This window comes from Bacteroides faecalis (assembly GCF_003865075.1).
Lineage (GTDB): Bacteria > Bacteroidota > Bacteroidia > Bacteroidales > Bacteroidaceae > Bacteroides > Bacteroides faecalis.
Map to the genome: position 1 here is coordinate 1 of NZ_BHWB01000002.1, position 23,512 is coordinate 23,512.

General features: G+C 40.7%; 26 protein-coding genes. 19 read left to right on the forward strand and 7 right to left on the reverse strand.

What is annotated here, in order from left to right; all coding sequences use genetic code 11:
• Together EJF25_RS02670 and EJF25_RS02675 are read left to right on the forward strand one after the other, a co-directional pair.
• Positions 1-1,400, forward strand: a 1,400-nt coding sequence (locus tag EJF25_RS02670; protein WP_125039924.1) for a DUF8451 domain-containing protein, incomplete at its 5' end; no start/stop codon positions are given.
• A gap of 593 nt (positions 1,401-1,993) precedes the next feature.
• Positions 1,994-2,248 carry a helix-turn-helix domain-containing protein gene (locus tag EJF25_RS02675; RefSeq protein ID WP_370685688.1) on the forward strand — a complete coding sequence of 85 codons (255 nt, stop codon included), beginning with the start codon at positions 1,994-1,996 and terminating at the stop codon, positions 2,246-2,248.
• 15 nt (positions 2,249-2,263) lie between these two features.
• Here EJF25_RS02675 and EJF25_RS02680 read toward each other — a convergent pair whose 3' ends face one another.
• The 7 genes from EJF25_RS02680 to EJF25_RS24785 all read right to left on the reverse strand — a co-directional run bounded on the left by EJF25_RS02680 (position 2,264) and on the right by EJF25_RS24785 (position 4,661).
• Entirely contained in the window at positions 2,264-2,632 is a 369-nt protein-coding gene (locus EJF25_RS02680) for a hypothetical protein (RefSeq protein WP_125039925.1), read from the reverse strand.
• Positions 2,633-2,723: 91 nt separating this feature from the next.
• Complete coding sequence (locus EJF25_RS02685; protein ID WP_125039926.1) at positions 2,724-3,086, reverse strand: hypothetical protein; 363 nt, start codon at positions 3,084-3,086, stop codon at positions 2,724-2,726.
• Between the two features lie 57 nt (positions 3,087-3,143).
• Positions 3,144-3,506, reverse strand: coding sequence for a hypothetical protein (locus EJF25_RS02690; RefSeq protein ID WP_125039927.1), 363 nt, complete (start codon positions 3,504-3,506; stop codon positions 3,144-3,146).
• Between the two features lie 2 nt (positions 3,507-3,508).
• Positions 3,509-3,679 carry a glyoxalase gene (locus EJF25_RS02695; RefSeq protein ID WP_125039928.1) on the reverse strand — a complete coding sequence of 57 codons (171 nt, stop codon included), beginning with the start codon at positions 3,677-3,679 and terminating at the stop codon, positions 3,509-3,511.
• A gap of 1 nt (position 3,680) precedes the next feature.
• Complete coding sequence (locus EJF25_RS02700) at positions 3,681-4,040, reverse strand: sulfide:quinone reductase (RefSeq protein ID WP_235016690.1); 360 nt, start codon at positions 4,038-4,040, stop codon at positions 3,681-3,683.
• On the reverse strand, positions 4,013-4,207 hold the full coding sequence (locus tag EJF25_RS25360) for a hypothetical protein (RefSeq protein ID WP_125039929.1): 195 nt from the start codon (positions 4,205-4,207) through the stop codon (positions 4,013-4,015). Before EJF25_RS25360 ends, EJF25_RS02700 begins: the two co-directional genes overlap by 28 nt.
• Before the next feature lie 193 nt (positions 4,208-4,400).
• Positions 4,401-4,661 carry a hypothetical protein gene (locus EJF25_RS24785; protein WP_160119360.1) on the reverse strand — a complete coding sequence of 87 codons (261 nt, stop codon included), beginning with the start codon at positions 4,659-4,661 and terminating at the stop codon, positions 4,401-4,403.
• A 591-nt stretch (positions 4,662-5,252) separates the two neighbouring features.
• Between EJF25_RS24785 and EJF25_RS02715 the strand changes: the two genes are divergently transcribed.
• The 17 genes from EJF25_RS02715 (at position 5,253) to EJF25_RS26495 (ending at position 23,235) form a co-directional block, all read left to right on the forward strand.
• The gene (locus EJF25_RS02715) at positions 5,253-6,458 is read left to right on the forward strand and encodes a tyrosine-type recombinase/integrase (protein WP_125039930.1); all 1,206 of its coding nucleotides are present in this window, start codon (positions 5,253-5,255) and stop codon (positions 6,456-6,458) included.
• Between the two features lie 684 nt (positions 6,459-7,142).
• On the forward strand, positions 7,143-7,322 hold the full coding sequence (locus EJF25_RS02720; RefSeq protein WP_125039931.1) for a hypothetical protein: 180 nt from the start codon (positions 7,143-7,145) through the stop codon (positions 7,320-7,322).
• A gap of 6 nt (positions 7,323-7,328) precedes the next feature.
• Complete coding sequence (locus tag EJF25_RS02725; protein ID WP_125039932.1) at positions 7,329-7,874, forward strand: UpxY family transcription antiterminator; 546 nt, start codon at positions 7,329-7,331, stop codon at positions 7,872-7,874.
• A gap of 10 nt (positions 7,875-7,884) precedes the next feature.
• Positions 7,885-9,030 (forward strand): MraY family glycosyltransferase, encoded by a 1,146-nt coding sequence (locus EJF25_RS02730; protein WP_125039933.1) that lies wholly within the window; start codon positions 7,885-7,887, stop codon positions 9,028-9,030.
• A gap of 12 nt (positions 9,031-9,042) precedes the next feature.
• Positions 9,043-9,840 (forward strand): polysaccharide biosynthesis/export family protein, encoded by a 798-nt coding sequence (locus EJF25_RS02735; protein WP_125039934.1) that lies wholly within the window; start codon positions 9,043-9,045, stop codon positions 9,838-9,840.
• Between the two features lie 8 nt (positions 9,841-9,848).
• The gene (locus EJF25_RS02740; protein WP_125039935.1) at positions 9,849-12,245 is read left to right on the forward strand and encodes a GumC family protein; all 2,397 of its coding nucleotides are present in this window, start codon (positions 9,849-9,851) and stop codon (positions 12,243-12,245) included.
• A 2-nt stretch (positions 12,246-12,247) separates the two neighbouring features.
• Entirely contained in the window at positions 12,248-12,964 is a 717-nt protein-coding gene (locus EJF25_RS02745) for a tyrosine-protein phosphatase (RefSeq protein WP_125039936.1), read from the forward strand.
• 3 nt (positions 12,965-12,967) lie between these two features.
• Positions 12,968-13,873, forward strand: coding sequence for a glucose-1-phosphate thymidylyltransferase RfbA (gene rfbA, locus EJF25_RS02750; protein ID WP_125039937.1), 906 nt, complete (start codon positions 12,968-12,970; stop codon positions 13,871-13,873).
• Between the two features lies 1 nt (position 13,874).
• The gene (gene rfbC, locus EJF25_RS02755) at positions 13,875-14,456 is read left to right on the forward strand and encodes a dTDP-4-dehydrorhamnose 3,5-epimerase (protein ID WP_125039938.1); all 582 of its coding nucleotides are present in this window, start codon (positions 13,875-13,877) and stop codon (positions 14,454-14,456) included.
• Position 14,457: 1 nt separating this feature from the next.
• A complete protein-coding gene (gene rfbD / locus EJF25_RS02760) occupies positions 14,458-15,369 on the forward strand; it encodes a dTDP-4-dehydrorhamnose reductase (RefSeq protein ID WP_125039939.1) in 912 nt (303 codons plus the stop codon).
• A gap of 1 nt (position 15,370) precedes the next feature.
• A complete protein-coding gene (locus EJF25_RS02765) occupies positions 15,371-16,510 on the forward strand; it encodes a dTDP-glucose 4,6-dehydratase (protein WP_125039940.1) in 1,140 nt (379 codons plus the stop codon).
• 39 nt (positions 16,511-16,549) lie between these two features.
• Positions 16,550-17,992 carry a flippase gene (locus EJF25_RS02770; RefSeq protein WP_125039941.1) on the forward strand — a complete coding sequence of 481 codons (1,443 nt, stop codon included), beginning with the start codon at positions 16,550-16,552 and terminating at the stop codon, positions 17,990-17,992.
• On the forward strand, positions 17,989-18,810 hold the full coding sequence (locus tag EJF25_RS02775; RefSeq protein WP_125039942.1) for a glycosyltransferase: 822 nt from the start codon (positions 17,989-17,991) through the stop codon (positions 18,808-18,810). Before EJF25_RS02770 ends, EJF25_RS02775 begins: the two co-directional genes overlap by 4 nt.
• Positions 18,811-18,815: 5 nt before the next feature.
• Positions 18,816-19,994 (forward strand): hypothetical protein, encoded by a 1,179-nt coding sequence (locus tag EJF25_RS02780; RefSeq protein WP_125039943.1) that lies wholly within the window; start codon positions 18,816-18,818, stop codon positions 19,992-19,994.
• Between the two features lie 127 nt (positions 19,995-20,121).
• Positions 20,122-21,366 carry a nucleoside/nucleotide kinase family protein gene (locus EJF25_RS02785; RefSeq protein WP_125039944.1) on the forward strand — a complete coding sequence of 415 codons (1,245 nt, stop codon included), beginning with the start codon at positions 20,122-20,124 and terminating at the stop codon, positions 21,364-21,366.
• Between the two features lie 55 nt (positions 21,367-21,421).
• Positions 21,422-22,537, forward strand: coding sequence for a glycosyltransferase family 4 protein (locus EJF25_RS02790; protein WP_125039945.1), 1,116 nt, complete (start codon positions 21,422-21,424; stop codon positions 22,535-22,537).
• On the forward strand, positions 22,534-23,235 hold the full coding sequence (locus tag EJF25_RS26495; RefSeq protein WP_125039946.1) for an acyltransferase family protein: 702 nt from the start codon (positions 22,534-22,536) through the stop codon (positions 23,233-23,235). The genes EJF25_RS02790 and EJF25_RS26495 overlap by 4 nt, the downstream gene beginning before the upstream one ends.
• Positions 23,236-23,512 lie beyond the last annotated feature (277 nt).

Sequence of the window (23,512 nt, forward strand, 5' to 3'; positions counted from 1 at the left end):
CTTGCCCATATTTTTCTCCACAAGTTATGGAAATAAACGGGAAGGTTGTCATACTGCTTGATATTCCTTGCGGTCAGTATGTCTACCGCTATAAGGGCAGGTTTTGGGACAGAAACGGGGATGCGGATATTGATATAACGGACCACCCTGAATTATTGCTTTCGCTTTTCGAAAGAAAGAACCCGCATTTGTTTGAAGAAAGGAAAGTTGATGGCCTGAAAATGGAACATCTTGACCATGACACGTTCCAGTTCTGCCGAAACATTCTTGCCGTAAAGAAACCTGGACATCCTTGGCTGCAGCTTTCAGATGAAGAAATACTGATACATACTCGTCTGGCAAGGGAAAATATCAATACCGGAGAGTTGGAACTTAAATATGCAGCACTTATCCTGTTCGGTACAGAGTATGCGATAGAGGATTTTATGCCTCGTTATCGTTTCGAGGCACTATTTCACATGTGCACCTATGAGCAGTACAATGACATGCGGCAATTTCCCAACCGATATGACGACCGTAAGACATTGCGATGCAACCTTATCAGAGTGTATGATGAATTGACCAAATTTACCGAACGTTATCTGCCGAATAAATTTTATCTACCGGCAGGCTCTACCCAGAGAGAAGATTTGCGTTGGGACTTGTTCCGCGAGATTGTAGCAAATCTTTGTGTACATTCCGATTACAGTATAGGCTATGCCTGTTTTTATCATGTGTTCAAGGACCGTGTTGTAACAAAGAATCCTACAAGGCTGTTACCCGAAATACCTGAGGGCAAACTGACTTTGCAGCAACTTAATAACTATACAAAAAATCCATTGCTGGTTAGAGTGTTTCATGAACTTTCATGGGTTGAGGATATGGGATCAGGAACTCGTAATATCTTACGCTATGCGCCTCTCTACTACCCCAACTATAAAGTTGAGATTAACAATGGGTCTCAGTTTATATTTTCCATAACTTATATGGATATGCCTGAAAAAGACGCTGAAAATGTCAGTCAAAGTCCGAAAATGTCACCCAAAGGTGTTGAAAATGTCAGTCAAAACATAGAAATGTCACCCAAGGACGCTGAAAATGTCAGTCAAAGTCCGAAAATGTCACCCAAAGGCGTTGAAAATGTCAGTCAAAACTCAACGGCATCTACAGAAGAATTGGACGATGAAGATATGACTCTACAGTTGAATACAGATACAAATAATAAGAATATACCAAAGAAACATAAGCGTCAGCAGGGAATTGTCAGCCTTATCAAACGGAATAACCAAATAACAGTAGAAGAATTAGCTGCAAAACTTGATGTCAATGAAAGAACCATTTACCGAGATCTGGAAGAATTGAAGAATGTAATTAAGTATATTGGTCCATCAAGAGGCGGGTATTGGACGTTCTTAAAATAAACATTATAAAAAGTCATCCTTAGTGATGGCTTTTTTATTGAAATACATTCACCCCTTATTTCGTATGGAATTACGACGCAATAGTTCCCGTAAACCCTATTTCCTGTTATGGACTTTTCTTCCCATACACTTTCAGAATATAATCTGCACATATTTTCATGTTGACAGCGTTGACAAAGCATAATACATTTAGTACCAAATAGTTTATATTAAAAATCAGCGTTGACAAACGTTGACAAAGGTAGCCACTTTCAGAAAAGCCCAAGATATTTGGAGCCAAAGGTTGACAAACCACGATATACTATTTATTTCTTCTTTTAATAAAGAAAAAGATAATATATTGTATGATAGCAGCTTATGGTAAACCTTGTAAGATACGTTTGACGTTGGCTCCCTTGTCAACGCTGTCAACCTCTAAATATATGCCCTTCTTATTTTCTTGTAATGCTACTTCCGCAAATGCGGTCTTAAACATTGCAGCATTTGATAGCACATATTCCTTGAAAATCCCATTAAATATCTGATATTCCAATATCTAATGTGTTGATATATATGTATTCCGATTTTATCTTTATGGCAAAACGAAGTAGGATATGGATTTACACAAGTTGTTTTTGGAAGTTCTTCCCGGTCGGACGTACTCCGTCAATGAGGCCGCACGTTATTTGGGTGTTCACAGATGTACGGTCTATGCCTATATTAGTCATCCAGAAAGGCCTTTACCTTTTGTGAAGATGCAGGACAAAACGAAACTCATGTTTCGTGGAGCAGACCTGATAGCTTATAAAGTTGCCGGTCTCCCGAAGAAGGGGCGCAGACGGAAAGACGGTAAGGCCGGATGCCACTGACGCTTTCCGTTCCGGTCAATTTAGCCAATGGTGCGAAAACGGACTTTTACCTGTTGCCTTCGACAAGTCGCAAGCAAGAAGCCACGCCTTTGTGCGTATATCATCCATGTCCGCAACGGCTTGCAGGTAGCGTGCCGGGGGCATCGCCCCCGACTTTATCATCCACTCCCATGCGCACATTTCGGGGGTGATGGCATCCACGAAGGATTTTATTTCTTCCACAAGATTTTCCACCTTGTCATCTTTCATTCCGACGGTGAAACAGAACTGAACACCGCCAAGTGTTTTCCGTCTGAAGTCGAAACATCGGATTCCGTTTTCAGTTCTTGTTGACACATTCCAGCCGTTCACGGTTGCAATGCGGATAATCTGCCTGTCTGTCATTTCTGTATGATTTTTGTTATAAAACAAACATAAGGTAGCCTGCCATGTTTCTATGAAACATGGCAGGCTGCTTGCAAGTAAAATCTTGATTTTATGCTATTCCTCTAATTGCGTCAAGAAGGTTCTCCACCATTTTCTCTGCCGCTTCCATATCTGCAAGCACGTCTCTCATACGGTAAGGTGCTCCGTTCTTTCCATGCCCTCTGCTGTCAAGCCACAGATAGGTTTCCTCGTCCACATCGAAGCCCTCGTAATAGTTTTCCATGTCCGTTATCAGACTGTCAAGGTCTTTGTCTTTCATCGCTGCCGTAAAGGAAAAGTCTTGCCCTGCCGGAGTGAACTTTGAAAACTCGAAGATGACTATGCCGTTCTTCTGTCCGGCATCCGCACTTACATACCAGCCGTTCGCTTCACTGCACCGGATTACCGTATCTATTCTGTCTTTTTTACGCATATTGTATTCTGTTTTGTGTCAGCCGTAGCGGTAATCTACGGCTGACGGGTTATAAACTCAATCTTCAAATCTCGCAAGGAAACGTTGTAACCGTTGGTCGTTCAGCTTGCACAACGGTATCGGCTGCAAGTTCGTCTGTTGCCGTATTTGCAGCTTGCCAAGACCTTGTGCCGTAAGGTCAAGTTCTACTTCCGACAGCTCGTTCAGTGAAATGTAGCCGTACTCATCCTCCATAAGTCCGACAACTATTCCGAAAAGAATGGTGTCATCACCCTCTGTTTCACCTTCAAGTATGAACCAGCGTACAGAACCGAGAGCAAAAACCGCACGGCAAACAGCATCTTTTCCCTTGCCGTCCTGGGAATAAAGAGGATAGCCTTTTAAGACCTCCTCCAACATGGGTGTCATAAGTCTGCACATAATCAGTCAAATTTAATTTCGTCCTCATAAACGTCTATTTCCGCTCCGCTGCTGAACTGCACGGTAAAGCCTTTTGCAGTTTTGGCGATGATTGTACCACGATGATAGCCACGCCATGGTGTTATCAATTCACATTGACGTCCGTATTCCGGAAAATCTGTCTCGTTCCACATATCAGTAAGTTTTAGTGTTTGAAAATTCGGGGTCATAAATCAATTCTCTTTCCCTTAGATGTCGGTACGCTTCCGATGCGAGCTGTGATGCCCACTCGTTGCGCACATCATAAATTCCATTTTGGTAATTGATTGCCAACTGTCGCATGAAGCCGATAAATACCTTGAACATCTCCTGTTGGAGGTAGCGGTGTGCTCTGGTCAGTTCCTTGCCGGTAATGTCGGCGGAACACATACGTCCGTTCACGAAGTTTGCAAACTCTTGGGCGAAAGCCTTGTCCTGCTCGGAGACTGTTGCTCCTGAAAATTCCTGATAGTCCATATTGTTACAATTTAGATGGTCGCCTGATAATAAATCCAAGGTTCGGGTGATACGTTGTAGATGTAATCGCCACACCGCACCAGTAAACACCTGCTGCCATAATAGAGCCTCTTCATGCCCCGGACACTTCCTGTATGGTGGAAGTTCGGAAAGCGGTCTATGCCAACTCTCCTGCCTTGCTTGATAGTCATTTTTCTTACTCGCATAATTCTTTAAGTTTGGAGGTTTCAATTCTTTTCCCTCTTGTGAAGCTCCTTTGAGCTTCTTGGTCGGGAGAACCGTTTTTTTCGTGCGGATTTTCCTGCGGACACGAGGGAGGATAAGGCAAGTGTGAGGTCAGAGGGTGCAGATGGAATACCCCAATTTTTGAGGCACGAGAAAATTTGCGGAAGGCTTCCGTCAAGCCCTCCGACCGAAAGCGTCAGCGGCATTTGACGTTCCTCCCGTCCGCAGTTCCTTTGCACGACAAAAACGTTTCCGGCCAAGAGGCTCAAACGTGGTTCTACGATTATTCATTCTACCAAAGGACATAGTTGTCAAAAGACCGCTGCCAATGTGAATGCTTTTGAAGCGCAGCCTCAAAGGTATTCTCTTTGGCAGCGGATTGGATTTATCCATTGGCAGCACCAACATATCGGCAGGATTTACTTGGTGTTGCAAACACGGAGTAAGTCTGACGGCTCAATCTCCCTAGCAGGTATGTCACTCCGGCATCGCAAGGGATACGAAATGTCGGAAGTGGCTACCATTTTATAAGTACTAACTCTTAAAGAAATCTGACTGTTTCATCATTGCAAGTGCAACCTGCAACATAAGAAACTGCCGACAAATTCGTTTTTTTACAAATTGGGAAAAGAAAAGGTATCATCCTTTATACATGCAGCTAAAACTTTAGACATTAACAGTTACTTGATAAATGACGGCTTGCCAGTCAAATGGCATAATAAAAGACATGTAGGAGGTCGTCACATGCACTTAACTCCGTTCGGGACATTTCATCTTGTAATAATTCTCTGTGTGCATGGAGTTGACCAACAACCCATAGGCATATCAGTCGGACTTGCTTGGTGTTGAAAGCACGAAGCAAACCGGTTGGCCTCATATAGCTTACAAAATCCCACAAGCTTCCACAAACTCTCTGATATTCCAATATTTAATCTGCTCCCATCCGACTGCTTAGGCAGTATCTTTACGCCATAAAATGATTCCAATGATAGCAAATGATATTTTACATTCATTACATTTAATTTTATGGCAACAGTAAAAGTGAAATTCCGTGCTTCTTCCAAACCTGGCAAGGAGGGTACATTATTCTTCCAAGTAATCCATGGCAGGGTTACAAGACAGATAGCTACCGGGTATAAGATATTCGAAAGTGAATGGGATGCCATCGGTTCGGAAATCATATTGACAGATAATGAACCGTTGAGACACGGCTATTTATTATCTGTGAAGGAGGCATTAGCTGCGGAATCATCAAAACTAAAGGGTGTTATTGCCCGCCTTGATAAAACGGGCAATAACTATTCGGTGGAAAAGATTGTAGAACTTTCGAATGGGCCTAAAAACTGTGATAACTTCATTGCGTTTGCCCAAAGGCTCATCAGCCAATTGAAACAAATCGGGAAAAGACGTACAGCCGATACTTATACTACCGTCTTAAACAGTTTCAAACATTTCAGGGGAGAACAGGACCTGCTTTTGGACGATGTGGATTCCTCCCTGATGATGGAATACGAAACATGGCTCAAAGAGAACGGGATCTGCAAGAATACAATTTCCTTCTATATGCGTAACCTGCGAGCCATCTACAACCGTGCGGTGGAAAGGGAACTGACCGCACAACGCTTCCCATTCAAGCACGTCTATACCGGGATTGACAAGACCGTCAAACGTGCAGTCCCTATAAAAATCATCCGCCAGATCAAGGAACTTGACCTGACCCTATCCCCTCTGCTTGATTATGCAAGGGATCTCTTCCTATTCTCATTCTATACAAGAGGCATGTCCTTCGTGGATATGTCGTACTTGAAAAAGAAAGACTTGCAGAACGGAATCCTGACCTACCGCCGACAGAAAACCAACCAACAACTTTCAATCAAATGGGAACAACCCATGCAGGACATAATCGACAAATATGATACGACAGGCAGTCCTTATTTGTTACCTATCATCCGCGACATGGATCGGGATCAGCGGAAACAATACAAAAATGCCTCACATCTAGTAAACAACAAGCTAAAGAAAATCGGGGAACAACTTGGGGTGGGAATACCATTGACAACTTATGTCGCACGCCATACTTGGGCGAGCATTGCAAAAAGCAGGAACATCCCGGTTTCCACTATCAGTGAAGCTTTGGGACATGATTCGGAAACAACCACAAGGATATATTTGACATCATTAGACACCTCGTCTGTGGATAAAGCCAATTCTATCGTATTGAAACTATTGTAAACGGATGGCCGACCAATCGTAATGTGTTTATGGCATCATGTCAGTTCTATTTAAAGAACTGACATTTTTGTTGTATAAAACAGCCACTCTCTCATTAAGAGAAGTATTTCAAATGCAAAATTACAAAAAAAGACGGAATTGCTCAAAAAACACATATAAAAAACGGCTTTCTTGGGCTTCCTCGGTTGTAATTTGTTTGGCAAAAGTATGGCTTTGTTTGGCAAATAATAAGGTATGCCATACTCTATTATCTGATAATCAGTCATAATATACATCCGTCACTTCTCTTAATGAGAGAAATAGCGGTACGGAGTTGAAAAATGTACTTGGAATACTTTCAAAAGACTTCCAATAAAGCTGACGAATAAGAGCAAGTGTATTGGGCAAGCCAATAGAGGCATAGAGCATTAAAGAAGAGGCTGAATATAAAAGAATTTTGTTTTGCAGATACTTCTTTCTCTGTATAAGAGAAAGATTCTATGTTGCAAAGGTACAGGTTTAATTTGATAAATTGACGTTTACGAGCCGTATTTATTTATTAAAAACTGCGTTTTGCAACTAAAAGAATGCTATGAGCACAACAAATGTTTTGGGAAAATAGTGCCTTCGCAAAATAACAGTGCTGAATATCAACCATTTGCGGCTACCTAAAACCCCAATCTTTCTCTTATACAGAGAAGTATCATGGAAGCAGAAAGCCAGCATGCTGTTTGGCTTTCTTGCATTAACGGAAATGTGCCTCAGAAGATGGACGGGAACAGGCAAAGGGCAAACGCCCGAACTTTTATCTATCAATTGCGTAACTGCATGAAAATCATCAATATGATTAAACATGCAGGAATAGAAGGTGTGTGTAAAATCTAAGTTTATATGTCACATATTCTGCCGGAAGAACAAATGCAATGGTTCGTCATGCGTGATTTGAAACGCGCCAATGCCAAACTGCCTGCCTATAAATTGCTGAGTGATAAAAATTTTGAGGTATTTGTCCCTATGAAATGGCAGTTGGTGAACAAGAAAGGCGTAAAAGAGAGAAGGGAAATACCGGCCATTCCAGATTTGCTGTTCGTACATTCCACTAGGAAAGATCTTGACCCGGTCGTGGCCAAAACAGGGACTTTACAATACCGTTTCCTGCGTAATTGCAACCGTGCTCCGATGACGGTCAGAAATAATGAAATGGAACGCTTTATGTTCGCCGTTAACACATCTGATTCTCCCAAGTATTATTTGCCTGATGAAATCACCCCTGGAATGTATGGTCGCAAAATACGCATAGTGGGCGGTCCCCTCAATGGTTATGAAGGGAGTTTGATTACATCACGAGGATCTAAAACAAAGCGTATTCTGATAGAGTTGCAGGATTTTTTCGCTGTAAGTGTGGAAGTTACTTCTGAGTATATTCAATTTGTCTGATACGATATTTATGACTGTTATTTCAAATGTGATGGGCGATCCCAATATCTTTTGGGGTATCAATTCCTTATTTGTATTCGCATTGAGCGTATTTTGTGCCGGCGTCTTGATTCCGCAAATCTTGTTGATATCATTTCGCAAGCGTCTGTTTGATGTGCCTGATGAACGGAAGATCCATCAGGGGGTAGTACCCCGTTTAGGAGGAATAGCCTTCAAACCGGTTGTCTTTTTCTCGGTGGCACTTGCTTTGGGGATCAGCATGTTGTTGGGGGACAGTCAATTTCTTGGTAAAATCGGGAATGAAAGCCGCCCATTGGCATTCGGCTTCTGCACCATCATGATGCTTTATCTGGTCGGGATGGCTGATGACCTGATTGGCATACGATACCGTGCCAAGTTCGCCATACAGATCATTTGTGGATTACTGGTCATTGCAGGTGGGCTGTGGATCAATGACCTGCACGGTTTGCTGTTTATTCACGCCCTTCCTGAATGGATTGGATATCCACTTACCTTATTCGCCGTAGTATTTATTATCAATGCTATCAATCTGATAGACGGGATAGACGGATTGGCTTCCGGGCTATGTGGAGTGGCTATGCTTTTTTATGGATTGGTGTTTTTTATGACAGGCGAATACATTTATGCCTTGCTCGCTTTTGCGACACTTGGAGTGCTCGTCCCCTTTTTCTATTATAACGTATTTGGAGACCCTGCCAAAAAGAACAAAATATTCATGGGGGATACCGGCAGCTTGACAATAGGCATGATGATTTGCATTTTAAGTCTGAAGCTGCTCAACAGTTTTCCGGTAAATTCCTCTATGCAACAGCCTAATGCTTTCTTTTTGGCCTATTCACCGCTTATCATTCCCTGTTTTGATGTGGTACGGGTTTATTTGCACCGTGTGCGAAACGGAAAGAATCCCTTTTTGCCTGATAAGAACCATATCCATCACAAAATGCTTGCCATAGGCATGAAACAGTATACGGCAATGATTGCTATTGTTCTCGTATCTGTATGTTTTACACTGTGTAACATCCTGCTTTCACGTTATGTGGATGTAACCTTGCTTTTTATGCTGGACATCATCATATGGACTTTGGGTAATCTATGGCTGACCCGTAGAATCCATATGACTCATTCGAAACTATAGTTTTATATCAATATGAATTTTTTCAAAAAATTAGTCGGAGCTGCATTTATCCTGTTTTTAGGAGCTTGCTCAACACCAAAAGAAGTTACTTATTTTCAAGATTTACATCCGGGTGAAAGTGAACTGGCACTTACAGCCCCGATAGAGATTAGGATTCAACCGAAGGACAAATTGTCTATTCTGGTCAACAGTCAGGATTTGCGCCTGACCAACCTGTTTAACTTGCCGATTGTTTCTCAACAAATCGGCATGGAGGGCTCTTCCGGTTCTAATCGTGGTGTGTCCGGTTATACGGTAGATTCCAAAGGGAACATTGACTTTCCCGTGTTGGGAGAAATCCACATAGCCGGTATGACCCGTGAAGAGGTGGCTGCCTACATTAAGAAAGAGCTACAGACTCATGATTTGATTAAGGATCCCGTTGTTACGGTGGAATATATGAATCTCAGCATCGCCGTAATGGGTGAAGTGAACAATCCCGGCCGTTTTAATATCGATAAGGATAACCTTACAATCCTGGATGCCTTGAGCCAGGCGGGAGACCTCACCATTTACGGAAAGCGGGAAAAGGTACTGGTGCTGCGTCAAGAAGAAGGAAAACAGCGGGTGTATGGAGTCAATCTTTGCTCGGCTGAGCATCTTTACACTTCGCCTGTTTATTATCTGCAACAGAATGATGTGGTATATGTGGAGCCTAATGCCACCAAAGCCCGCCAGTCTACCGTAAACGGGAACAATGTGCGCAGCACCTCTTTCTGGATTTCCCTGGCTTCTTTATTGACCTCCATCGCTGTACTTATCGTTAAATAAAAAGAGAAATGGCTACTATTCAGAATAAATCAACGGTGCAAAATATGCAGGATTTCATTACCATACAGGATTTGTTTTACCTCTGTCTCAACAAATGGCATTGGTTTGTCATTTCATTGGTCTTATGTTTGGGGGGTGCGACCTTTTATCTGTTGAGAACCCCATCGGTATATGTCAGGACTGCCTCCATCTTGATTAAGGACGATTCCAAAGGAAAATCTTCTTCAGCGGATATGGAGTCTTTCTCCGATCTGGGTCTGTTTACGACCAACACCAATGTCTATAACGAGATGGGAACTTTGAAGTCTCCCGACATCATGCGTGAAGTGGTGTCGCGGTTGCATTTGGAAATGAATTATCAGACAGACGGACGTTTCCATAAACAGACTGTATATGGAAACCAGCTTCCTGTCCATGTGGTGATTCCAAACCTTTCCGAGAATGAGTCCGCCACTTTCGAACTTTATCTGGCAAAGGATGGTGCAGTAGAATTATCCTCTTTTACACGGAATGGAACAGAAATAGAAAATGATGATATTGTGAAAGGTAGTTTGAATGACAGCATCCAAAGTCCCTTAGGCCCTATTGTCGTTATTCCATCGGCCGCTTATTCAGGCAAAACAGAAAGTACCATTTATGTAACCCGCCAGTCTTTGTCTGCGGCATCAGCAGGCTGTTCTGCTAACTTGACGATATCCCAGAACGATGAAAAATCCAATATCATCACGCTGTCTTTCCAGGATGTGTCCACCCAACGGGCGGAAGATGTGCTCAATACCCTTATATCCGTTTACAATGAAAACTGGGTAAGGGACAAGAATCAGATAGCGGTCAGTACCTCCATGTTCATCAATGAGCGTTTAGGGGTGATTGAGGGGGAACTTGGCAATGTTGATGATGATATATCTTCTTTCAAAAGTGAGCATTTGCTGCCGGATGTACAGGCAGCGGCAAGTATGTATATGACTCAGGCCAATGAAGCCAATACTGCAATTCGTGAATTGAACAACCAGGCTTATATGGCCCGATATATCAAGAATTATTTGACCGATGAAAATAACAAATATCAATTGCTCCCTGCCAATTCCGGCATTGAAAATGCGAGCCTTTCCACACAGCTGAATGAATATAATACTAAATTGTTGGAACGTAACAGCCTTGTGTCTCACAGTAGTGTCAAGAACCCATTGGTCAGGGAAATGGACAAATCGCTGGACGACATGCGAAGTGCTTTGATCACTTCCATTGACAACCAGATGGTAGCTTTGCGTGCACAAATCAGAAGTTTGGAAGCCATTGGAGGGCAGGCAACCTCGCAGATTGCCTCCAACCCGAAGCAGTCCAAATACCTGCTTAGCGTGGAACGCCAGCAAAAGGTGAAAGAGTCACTTTACCTGTATCTGTTGCAGAAACGTGAAGAAAATGAACTTTCTCAGGCATTTACAGCCTACAACACCCGTATCATCGCAAAACCCGGAGGAAGCATGATACCTACCGCTCCCGTAAAGAAGAACATTCTCTTGGTAGCTTTTGCCTTGGGTATATTGATACCCGTAATCATTGTGTTCATGCGTGAAAATATGAATACCCGTATCCGTGGAAGAAAAGACCTGGAGGGCTTGAGCATTCCTTTTATCGGGGAGATTCCTTTGGCTATCCGTGGCAAGAAAAAAGTAAAATCACATGAAGCGCATACCATTGTGGTTAAAGAAGGAAACCGTGACATCATGAATGAGGCTTTTCGTGTCTTGCGTACCAATCTGGAGTTCATGATTGGCAAAGACCAATCCTCTAATGTGATTGTAGTCACCTCGTTCAATCCGGGCAGTGGAAAATCGTTCTTGACCATGAACATAGCCATGAGTCTTGCCATCAAAAATAAAAAAGTATTGGTTATCGACGGCGACTTTCGCCATGCTTCTGCCTCTGCCTATTTCCATTCACCCAAAATTGGTTTGAGCAATTATTTAGGAGGACAAGTGGATCGGATTTCTGACATTATTATCACGGATGAGAAACATGCTTCATTCAGTTTCATTCCCGTAGGTACCATCCCTCCCAATCCGACCGAACTGTTGTTTGATGACCGGTTACGGGAAGCAATCGATACCTTAAAGCAACAATATGATATTGTATTGATTGACTGTCCGCCGGTTGAACTGGTAGCCGATACGCAAATCATAGAGAAATTGGCCGACCGTACGATTTTTGTGGTACGTGCAGGCCTGTTGGAGCGCAGCATGCTTCCGGAGTTGGAAAACATCTACCGAGAAAAGAAGTACAAGAACATGTCTGTAATCCTCAATGGAACGGAAGGGTCTGGCGGACGTTACGGTTATCGTTACGGCTATCAGTATGGTTACGGAAGCGGTTCTTATTATGGAAACAATGGCAGATCCAAGTAGTCATGTGGCTGTTTCATAAAACAACAATCCTTTCTCGAAGTGGCATATTCAAAGGTCTGGTGGATTGCCATAGTCACCTGCTTCCCGGAGTAGACGACGGTGTACAATCTATGGAAGAGTCTCTGCAAATTCTACGGGAGATGGAACAACAAGAGGTTCGCAGGCTATGGCTTACACCTCATGTTATGGAAGATATACCAAATGAGACCTCTCAACTGCAACAGAAGTTCCAAGAACTGCGTCATCGTTATCGTGGGATGCTAGAGCTAAGGCTGGCTGCGGAATATATGCTCGACAATCTTTTTGAAGAGCGATTGGAAAAAGAGGACTTACTCCCTTTGGAAGAAGGAAAATGCTTTTTGTTGGTGGAGACCTCCTACTTCAACCCTCCGATGGATCTGTTGTCCGTTCTGCAACGCATCCAAAAGAAAGGTTATTATCCTTTGCTCGCACATCCGGAACGATACGAATATATGCAGAAAGAAGACTATAAGGTTTTGAAAGAGGGACATGTTTTGTTTCAGTTGAATCTGCCATCGCTGGCGGGCATGTACGGAAAGCGTGTGCAGGGAAAAGCTGAATGGATATTGAGAAATGGAATGTACGACAGGATGGGATGCGACACACATTCTTGTCATCGTTATCAGCAAATGCTTTTATCCCCAATAAAACATAACCAGACAAAGCTATTGGATGAGTTGAATACTAATATACTATAATTTATGAAAGGAATTGTACTGGCAGGCGGAAGTGGAACTCGCTTGTATCCTATTACCAAAGGAGTGAGTAAGCAGTTACTCCCTATTTTCGACAAACCCATGGTTTATTATCCGATATCAGTACTCATGTTGGCAGGTATTCGGGATATCCTGATTATATCGACACCCAATGATTTACCCGGTTTCAAGAGGCTTCTCGGCGATGGTTCGGACTATGGCGTTCGTTTCGAGTATGCGGAACAACCCTCGCCGGATGGTTTGGCACAGGCATTTATCATTGGAGAAAAGTTTGTCGGGAACGATTCTGTATGCCTTGTATTGGGAGACAATATCTTTCACGGCAGCGGTTTTACCGCCATGCTGCAAGATGCAGTCCGCACGGCGGAGGAAGAGAGAAAGGCCACCATATTCGGTTATTGGGTGAGTGACCCGGAACGCTATGGCGTGGCGGAATTTGATGAAGAAGGAAATTGCCTGTCCATCGAAGAAAAACCGGAAAAACCAAAATCCAACTATGCTGTTGTCGGATTGTATTTTTACCCAAACAAAGTAGTGGATGTCGCCAAACATATCAAGCCCTCTTCGCGTGGCGAATTGGAGATTACTACTGTAAACCAGCGTTTTTTGGACGACAAAGAACTGAAAGTCCAGACATTGGGACGGGGATTCGCCTGGCTGGATACCGGTACGCACGATTCCTTGTCAGAGGCATCGACTTATATTGAGGTGATAGAGAAACGACAAGGGCTGAAAGTCGCTTGTCTGGAGGGAATCGCATACCGTAAAGGATGGATTGACTGCAAGAAAATGCGCCAGTTGGCACAACCGATGCTAAAAAATCCATACGGGCAGTACCTGTTAAAGGTCATAGATGAAGTAGAGAGAACCGGAAAGAAGAATTTGGATTGATATGGAAGTAATAAAAACAAATATAGAGGGAGTGGTCATCATCGAACCCAAGGTGTTCAATGATGCCAGAGGCTATTTCTTTGAAAGTTTCTCACAACGGGAGTTTGAAAAGAAAGTCAGGAAAATCAATTTCGTGCAGGATAATGAGAGCATGTCTTCGTATGGTGTGATGCGCGGCTTACACTTCCAGCGACCACCGTTTACACAAAGCAAATTAGTGCGCTGCGTGAAAGGTTGTGTGCTTGATGTAGCCGTAGATATTCGCAAGGGTAGTCCCACTTACGGTCAGCATGTGGCTGTGGAACTGAGCGAAGACAATCATCGTCAGTTCTTTGTGCCGAGAGGATTTGCCCACGGTTTTGCGGTATTGAGCGAAACGGCAATATTCCAGTATAAATGCGATAACTTTTATGCTCCCGAAGCGGACGGTGGCATCAGCATCAAGGATTCAAGCCTCGGTATTGACTGGCAAATTCCAACCGAAAGTGCCATTCTTTCAGATAAAGACATAAAGCATCTCTGTCTGAAAGACTTTGACTCACCTTTTGATTATCATGTAAATTTATATCCGGAGTTTGAGTGAGATGAATATATTAGTGACAGGGGCCAACGGACAGTTGGGCAACGAAATGCGGATCATAGCTGAACACAGCCAAGACTGCTATACATTTACGGATGTGAATGAGGTGGAAGGAGTAGAAACTGCCTATTTGGATATTACTGATTTGAACGCAGTGAAATCGATGGTGGCAGAACAGCGCATAGATGCAATCGTAAACTGTGCCGCTTATACCAATGTGGATGCAGCCGAAAGCAACGAGGCTCTGGCAGAGAAACTAAATGCCGAAGCTCCCGAAAATCTGGCTACCGCCATGAAAGAAGTCAACGGCTTGCTGGTGCAGATTTCTACTGACTATGTGTTCGGTAAAGAGCCGTATAATGTCCCCTGCAAGGAAGACCAGCAAGGTACTCCGACAGGAGTCTATGGCTTAACCAAGTTGCATGGCGAGCAGAAGATCATCTCTACCGGCTGCAAACATGTGATTATCCGGACCGCTTGGCTGTACAGCGAGTTCGGCAAGAATTTCTGTAAAACCATGATGAGCCTTACCGCTACCAAACCGCAGCTGAAAGTAGTGTTCGACCAATGCGGTACACCGACATACGCTCTTGACTTGGCAAAAGCCATTGAAGCTGTGTTGAAAGATTATGCGGCAGTAAGAGCCAACTATCCTTATGCAAAGACAGGAGTTTACCATTATTCCAACGAAGGCGTTTGCTCATGGTACGATTTCACCAAGATGATTGCCGAATACAACGCTACAACGGCTTGCGATGTGCAACCGTGCCACAGCAACGAGTTCCCAAGTCCTGTCACACGCCCTTCCTATTCGGTACTCGACAAGACTAAAATCAAAGAGACATTCGGTATCCGCATTCCCTATTGGACGGAGTCGCTAAAACAGTGTATCGCTAACCTGAAAAACGAAAAATAATATGGCAAAAAGAAATATAGTAATCACCGGCGGAGCTGGATTCATCGGATCACACGTTGTACGTTTGTTCGTTAACAAGTACCCGGAGTATAATATCATTAATTTGGATAAGCTGACGTACGCCGGAAACTTGACAAACCTGAAAGACATTGAGTGCAAGCCCAATTACAAGTTCGTAAGAATGGATATTTGCGACTTTGAGTCGTTCTATAAATTGATGCAGGATGAACACATTGACGGCATTATCCATTTGGCAGCAGAAAGCCATGTGGATAGAAGCATTAAAGACCCGTTTACATTTGCCCGTACCAACGTGATGGGGACACTTTCTTTGCTGCAAGCCGCCAAACTCTATTGGGAATCCCTACCTGAAAAGTATGAGGGCAAGCGGTTCTATCATATTTCCACGGATGAAGTATATGGTGCATTGACAATGAACCATCCCGAAGGCATCAAGCCTCCGTTTGCAACGACAGCCTCTTCTGCCGAACATCACTTGGCATACGGCGATGATTTCTTCTATGAAACTACGAAGTACAATCCACACAGCCCGTATTCAGCCAGTAAGGCAAGCAGCGACCATTTTGTCCGTGCTTACCACGACACATACGGTATGCCGACCATTGTAACCAATTGTTCCAATAACTACGGACCGTATCAGTTTCCTGAAAAGCTGATACCGCTTTTCATCAACAACATCCGTCACCGCAAGCCGCTTCCGGTTTATGGCAAGGGGGAAAACGTGCGTGACTGGCTTTTCGTAGAAGACCACGCACACGCTATCGATCTTATCTTCCACAAGGGGAATGTAGCGGAAACCTACAATATCGGCGGTTTCAACGAGTGGAAGAACATTGATATCATCAAAGTCGTTATCAAGACTGTTGACCGCTTGCTGGGACGTAAGGAAGGAGAAGATTTGAATTTGATTACCTACGTTACCGACCGTCTGGGACACGATGCCCGTTATGCTATCGACTCCACCAAACTCCAAAAAGAATTAGGCTGGGAACCGAGCCTGCAATTTGAGGAAGGCATCGAAAAGACTGTCCGCTGGTACTTAGACAACCAAGATTGGATGGACAACATCACCTCCGGCGACTACGAAAAGTACTATGAGGAGATGTATAAGGGAAGATAAAGCCGGTTGTCACAGCTCGAATTAACATAATTCAAATATATGGGGTTAAAGAAAAACATACTGTATAGTGGTTTTCTAACCACGTCTCTGTATATATTCCAATTTATTACATACCCATACGTGGCACGTGTACTTGGGGTAACTAATATTGGTATCTGTAATTATGTACAAAGTATCGTGCAGTATTTTTGCCTCTTTAGTATGTTGGGAATTTCAACTCTTGGTGTAAGAGAAATCGCAAAATGCAATGGTGATAAACTTAAATTAAATCAGACATTTTCCCAGCTATTTTCACTGAATGCTCTTTTTACTGCGATAGTTTTAGTCCTATATATATTGTCAATAGAAACCATTCCGAACTTCAGTCAATACAGGAATTTACTCTATATAGGCGCAACACAAATCTTTTTTGGAACATTTGCCGTTGAATGGCTTTTCCGTGGTCTGGAAGAATTTAAATATATTACGATAAGAACCTTATTTGTTCGTTTGGCGTATGTCATATCGATATTTGTATTTGTCCGTACCTGTGATGATTACACAAAATACTTTTTGATATACTCTGCAATGATTATCGCCAATGGAGTGATAAATTGGAGTTATGGAAAGAGGTTTGTCAGATTTACTTTCCAACCCTTATCATTAATTCGACCTTATGTAAAGCCATTGATATTTTTGGGTTCTCAGTTAATACTGACTTCTTTATATACTACTTTCAACACCGTTTATTTGGGAATGACCTGCGGTGACACTCAAGTCGGATATTACACCACTGCCACTAAAATAGAAAACATTATACTGGCTCTATACTCTTCATTCACACTTGTGATGATGCCACGTATCAGTTCGTTGATGCAGTCTGAGCAGCAAGAAGATATCAAGCGACTATTACAAAATTCGTTTAATTTGCTTTTCGCATTTGTATTCCCATGTATCTTCTTTTCGGAATATTATGCCAATGAGTTGGTTTATTTAGTCGCTGGAAATGGATATGAGGGAGCAGTTCTTCCCATGAGGTTAGTAATGCCGTTGATGTTAATTGTTGGATTGGAACAGATTCTTATTGTACAGATTCTTATGCCAAGCCGCTCAGACAAGCAAGTGTTTGTAAATTCAATTATAGGTGCGACGTGTAGCATCCTGTTAAATGTGTTGCTTGTTTCCAAACTTGAAAGCGTTGGTTCGTCAATTGTCTGGTTTGTCAGTGAATTAGCGGTAATGACTACAGCTCTTTATTTCGTTAAACAGAAATATCACGATATTGCATTCTTTGCGAACTTGGTAAAGCATCTGTTTTCTTTTATACCGATGTTGCTGATCTACTTTTTTATATCAAAAACCATAGAAGATACTTGGATCGGTTTTTCATTAGGCTTTATACTTACATTGATGTATTGTCATCTTACATTGTCGTACATAGTCAAAAATAATGTCTATATCACATCTATTAAATCTATTATTTCAAAATATATAAAAAGATGAGAGTACCTGTTATACTTCTCAACTATAATTCTGCGTCCGACTGCCGAAAGTGCGTCTCGTTTCTGAAACGACAGCAGGGTGTGGAATTGGAAATCATCATCGTGGATAATTGTTCCCGTGAGGATGACCGAAATGATGTAGAAAGGTTGTGCCAGAAGCAAGGCTGTACATTTATTCCAGCGACAAAAAATCGGGGGTACAACGCCGGAAATAATATCGGCTTGCGCTATGCTGCCGAAAAAGGCTATAAATATGCTATGATTGCTAATCCCGATATGGAGTTTCCACAAGAGGACTACATCCAAAAGTTGGTCACAAAGATGGAACAAGATGATACCATAGCTGTTTGTGCAAGCGATATTGTTAATCCAGACGGCAGACACTTGAATCCTCAAAGGGAAGCCACTTATAGTGAAGAGCTATTTTGGTTTAGGGAGATTATGCGAAACAGGAAATCGAAGAAATGGTATCTATGTGATTCTACCCAATCTGGATATTGTGAAAAAGTCAGTGGCTGTTGTTTACTACTTCGGATGGACTTTATGCAAAATATAGGCTTTTTCGACGAGAATGTATTCCTGTACTCAGAAGAATCCATCCTTGCAAAGCAAGTAAAACTCAGCAATAAAAAGATGTATTATCTGAACGATTCACAAGCAGTTCATCAGCATATAGAAAGTCAAAAAGGGGCGATAAAACCAAGGATGAAGATTCTCTTCAAATCCCGCACCTATTATTTACGCAAATATAGCGGATATGGCAGATTAAAGCTGAATCTTTTACTTTTTTCAAAACATCTTCAATATATGTTCTACTGATTGTTATGGATAAATTAAAAATACATAATACACTCGTTGATTTTATCATTATAACATTATCTGTATCGCCTGCTTTTGCTCTTGCAGACGATAATAAGAACCTGTTGTTGATATTAGCAATGGCGATATTAATTCCATTTATTTTCATAAATAATCCTACTCGCATATCCAAGATTGATTTTACCCTTATTTCGCTTTGCCTTTGTATGATTATATTTCCTCTATTAGGGCATCCCGAAACAATGAGATGGAGTACAGTGCTATATTCGTGTATATTTTGCTTGTATTTCATGGCTTTTACTAGAGTATTGTCTGACAGCACCTATAGCAACAACGATTTATTAAGAATATTAAAGTTACTAATTTACGCTTATTGCATGGTTCTCATAATACAACAATTCTGTGTGTTAACAGGACTTCCTATTTTCAATTTGAGCAATTATTCCATAAAGGAACCATGGAAACTAAATTCACTAATGAGTGAGCCGTCTCATTCTGCACGAATTATCCCAGTATTAATGTATCTGTTCGTGTGCTGTGAAGAAAAGCAAAATAAGGGAGATAAATTATCCTTAAAGAAAAGTTTTAAAAACTCAAAATATGTTTGGCTTTCTTTCTTATGGTGCGTTTGTACAATGGGGAGTGCAACTGCATTTATATTCATGTGGGTGGTTTTCGCCAAGTTCATAAATCTTAAAAAAATATTACCAACAATCGCAGTCTGTCTTACTGTTTTTACAGCTGTATTTTTTGTATCTGAGAATAAATCTGTATTACGTGCAAAGAAAATTATTGCAGCTACATTAACATTAGATGAAGAAAAAATTATGCGTGCAGATGGAAGTGGAGGAAGTAGGATTGTTCCAACAATTCAAGCTGCAAAAGTTTTGGGAATAACTTCAAAATCAGACTGGTTTGGCTATGGAATTGATGCAGACCAAAAAATCATAAAACCGCTTCCTGGTTTCACCAAAGGACAATCCGGCTCATTTTTTTTATGGATAAATTACGGTGTTATTGTCGCTGCTATTTGGTGGATTTTTTCATTGAATATTTGTTACATCCCTAGAAATTTAGTGTCATTACTAATATGGTTCTTGATAATTTTCTCCTATGGTGGATTCAATAATCAAATTGTATGGATGACACTAACAATACTATACACATATAAATACATTCGTTAAAATGGAATTAATTCATAAATGGACTAACCTGCATATAGAATTCACATCAACATTGTTTCGTGAGTTAGAAAACGAAGATGTACAATATTTCATCCTTCGGAATTACGAAAAATTACCTGAACAAAATTTGGGTAAAGATATTGATATTGTAATTAAGCCTAAAGCATATAGCCAAACAGAAAAGATTTTATTGAAAGTGATGGCTATGTTTGACATCCATTATTATCAGATAACACAATTCGATCGTATGCGTTGCTGGTATATTATGGATGATAAAAAGCACTTTGGCATTCATATAGATATTATCGAAAATGAAGTCTATAAAGGATTTGAATTTTTCTCGTTTGAAAAATTATACAAGAATGTAGAAAAATACAATGGCTTTTATGTGCTCAACAAAACGATGGACACAATAATGCTATTGGTTCAGAATATAGTGGCATATAAGTGTCTGAAAAACAAGTACCGTACCACTATTGCCAATAATTACGCATTGTTCAAAAACGGCATAGATAAAGAGATTTTATCCTTTTGGGGAGATAAACTTGGTCGTAAAATGATTGATTCACTGAATAAATCAGATTTTGATTCGATTATTGAAAATGCGTACAAGTATGAAAAGGGAGCAATGAAAAGAATATTTTTGAAAAGACCTTTTTATACGATTAAAGGAATTACGAGATTCCTTTGTGGAAAAATTCATCGTGTAATTTTGTGTCCCAGGAAATTTTGGAGATTCATTGCAGTAGAAGCTCCCGATGGAACAGGGAAAACGACTTTTATCGATAGCCTTGTTACAGAGTTGAGAAGGTATTATGTATCAGATGAGGGGCGTTTTTGTATCCATCATTTTAGGCCATTGATCTTACCCAACTTGGGTGCAGTAGGCGAAAAGGCCGGAGTTATGAAACAGGACACTGATTTTACTAAGCCACATCGAGCAAAACCTGCAGGGAAACTTTCTTCATTCATTAGAATGACTTATTATTGGGTGGACTATTTAATCGGTATGCCTTATCTGCTTCGCAAGGAAGTTAAAGCTGAAAGATATACTATTTTTGACCGTTACATATTTGACTTTGTTGTTGACCCAAAACGTGCTCGTATTAGTTTGCCGTATTGGATGAGGAAAATGTTTGCACGTATGGTTATTCAACCACAAATTGTATTTGTGTTAAATACAGAGGCTGATGTTATTTATAAACGCAAGCAAGAACTTGAATTAAATGAAATCAAACGCCAATTGGATGAATTTAATAAAATTGAATCACTCTGTTCTAATGTCGTCTATATTGATGCCGGTCAATCTGTTGATGAAATGACAACACAAGCAATAAAGATAATCTTTGATAAATTCTTAAACAAGATATAAGTTACTACATGAAGTTTAAGAAATAGCTTATATCAAATCAACAAACGTGTTTTAAATGAAAATTTTACATTTTATCTTAGGCAAAGCAAATCCTGATAGAGCCAATGGCGTAAACCAGGTTATACATGGACTTGCAAAATATCAAAGCAGAGCCGGGCATGAAGTACACGTAGTAGGTGTTAGTAGCTCAATGACAACGGCTTATGAAAAAGTTCAACGTGAAGAATTTGAGGTTGAATGCTTTAAGAAATTTAACACGGAAACTTTCACCTATATAAAAGGAATAATTCAAGAAATTGATATAGTACATTTGCATGGAGTTTGGAACATGAAAAATGTAAAATTAGGGCATTACCTTCAAACGATAGGTAAGCCCTATATCATAACGGCTCATTGTGGATATGCTATGGATCGTTTAAAACAATCAAATTATTTGATAAAACTTCTGTATCATAAGATTTGGCAAAAAAACTTATATGAACACGCTGCCGGTATCCATGCTCTTACGCGAGAAGAATCAACAGATATCTATCATTTTTGTAAAAACGAAAATATCTTTGTTGTGACCAACGGGGTTGATCCAGACACTTATGATAAGTATCAATATGTTGTTCATCAAGAAAGGAGAAAAATTAAATTTGGTTATTTAGGTCGTCTGTCTGTTGAAAAAAATATCGACAATTTAATCAAGGCTGTTTCCTTATTACCGGATGAGGTAAAAAAGCAAGTTGAATTATGCTTGATTGGTCCCATTACAAGCAATGTGACGAAACTTCAAAAGCTGGCAAAGGAACTAAATATAGAAGGGAACGTGAAATTTTTAGGGGGAAAGTATGGTGAAGAGAAAATACAAACTCTCTTAGATTTGGACTTTTATATACATCCTGCCTATTCAGATGTTGTAGGTATTTCTGTAATGGAAGCATTAGCACTGGGCTTGCCAACGATTGTAACACGAACTTCTCATATGTCCTATTTTAATAATAGCAATGCTTTTATAATGGTGGAACCAACTGCATTTGATTTAAGTCGAGGAATTAGATCTGCAATAAGCCGATTAGATGATAGAGAACAATTATCTGCAAATGCTAAAAATTTATACCAGAAGCAATTTAATTGGGAAGTGGCAGTAAAGGCATTAGTCAATGAATATAGAAAAGCTTGTATATGATTACTTTCTTCATTTTAACTTTCATATTACTATTGCTTTTTAGGAATAAGGAAACATTAGTGCTATCCAAAGAAAGATGTGATTTTCTTAAAGCCTTTTTCCCTTTTTTGATAATCGCCGGTCATTGTTCCTTTTTCTGTCAGAATACCTTCTTTGATGATATTCGTTGGAGTGGTCCATATATCGTGGCAATATTCTTTTTTATAAGTGGCTATGGATTACAATACAAGTATAGGCACAATCAAATGGATATTAAGTGCCTAAAAAATAGAACAAAAGCGATATTACTCCCTATTATACTGCCAATAATCATTTATGTACTATTGTCTTGTAATGGTTGGGGAACTTTCAAACATCTGTGTAAAAATGCTATTTTTCACGGGAATTTGATACTACCATATTCATGGTTTGTAATTGTAATTCTCCTTTTGTATGTCTCGTATTATTTTATTCGTCGACATCTCAAAAATGAAATAAATTTTTGTATCGCCTATTGTGCTTTTTTGCTTGTGATTACAGTAATTTTCCAAAGAATAGGTTGGGATAGTTCAAGTTTTGTTAGTAACATCGCTTTTTTACTCGGAATAGTTTACTATGATAACGAAAGTAAGATGTTAAGATATATTAACAATCTGGGGGGGGGGGGTAAAACAGCTTCTAATCATAATGGGATGTATATGTCTGTCATATATTCATAATTCATCTTTGTTCCCCGGATTTGCATTTTTTGCTGTACCATTTTGGACGATTGCTTTTATCGGGTTATTCTCAACCATCAATGTCAAATCATTCAAATTGGCGAAACTACTAAAGAAATACAGTTATGAAATATATCTGACTCAAGGAATTTCCTTTAGCATCTTATCTTTTTTTGAATTGAACAATTGGTGCTTCTTGATTTTATCCTTGATATTATCACTTGTATTAGGAACAATAAGCCAAAAAGTAACATTAGCTATTACACATAGATAGCTG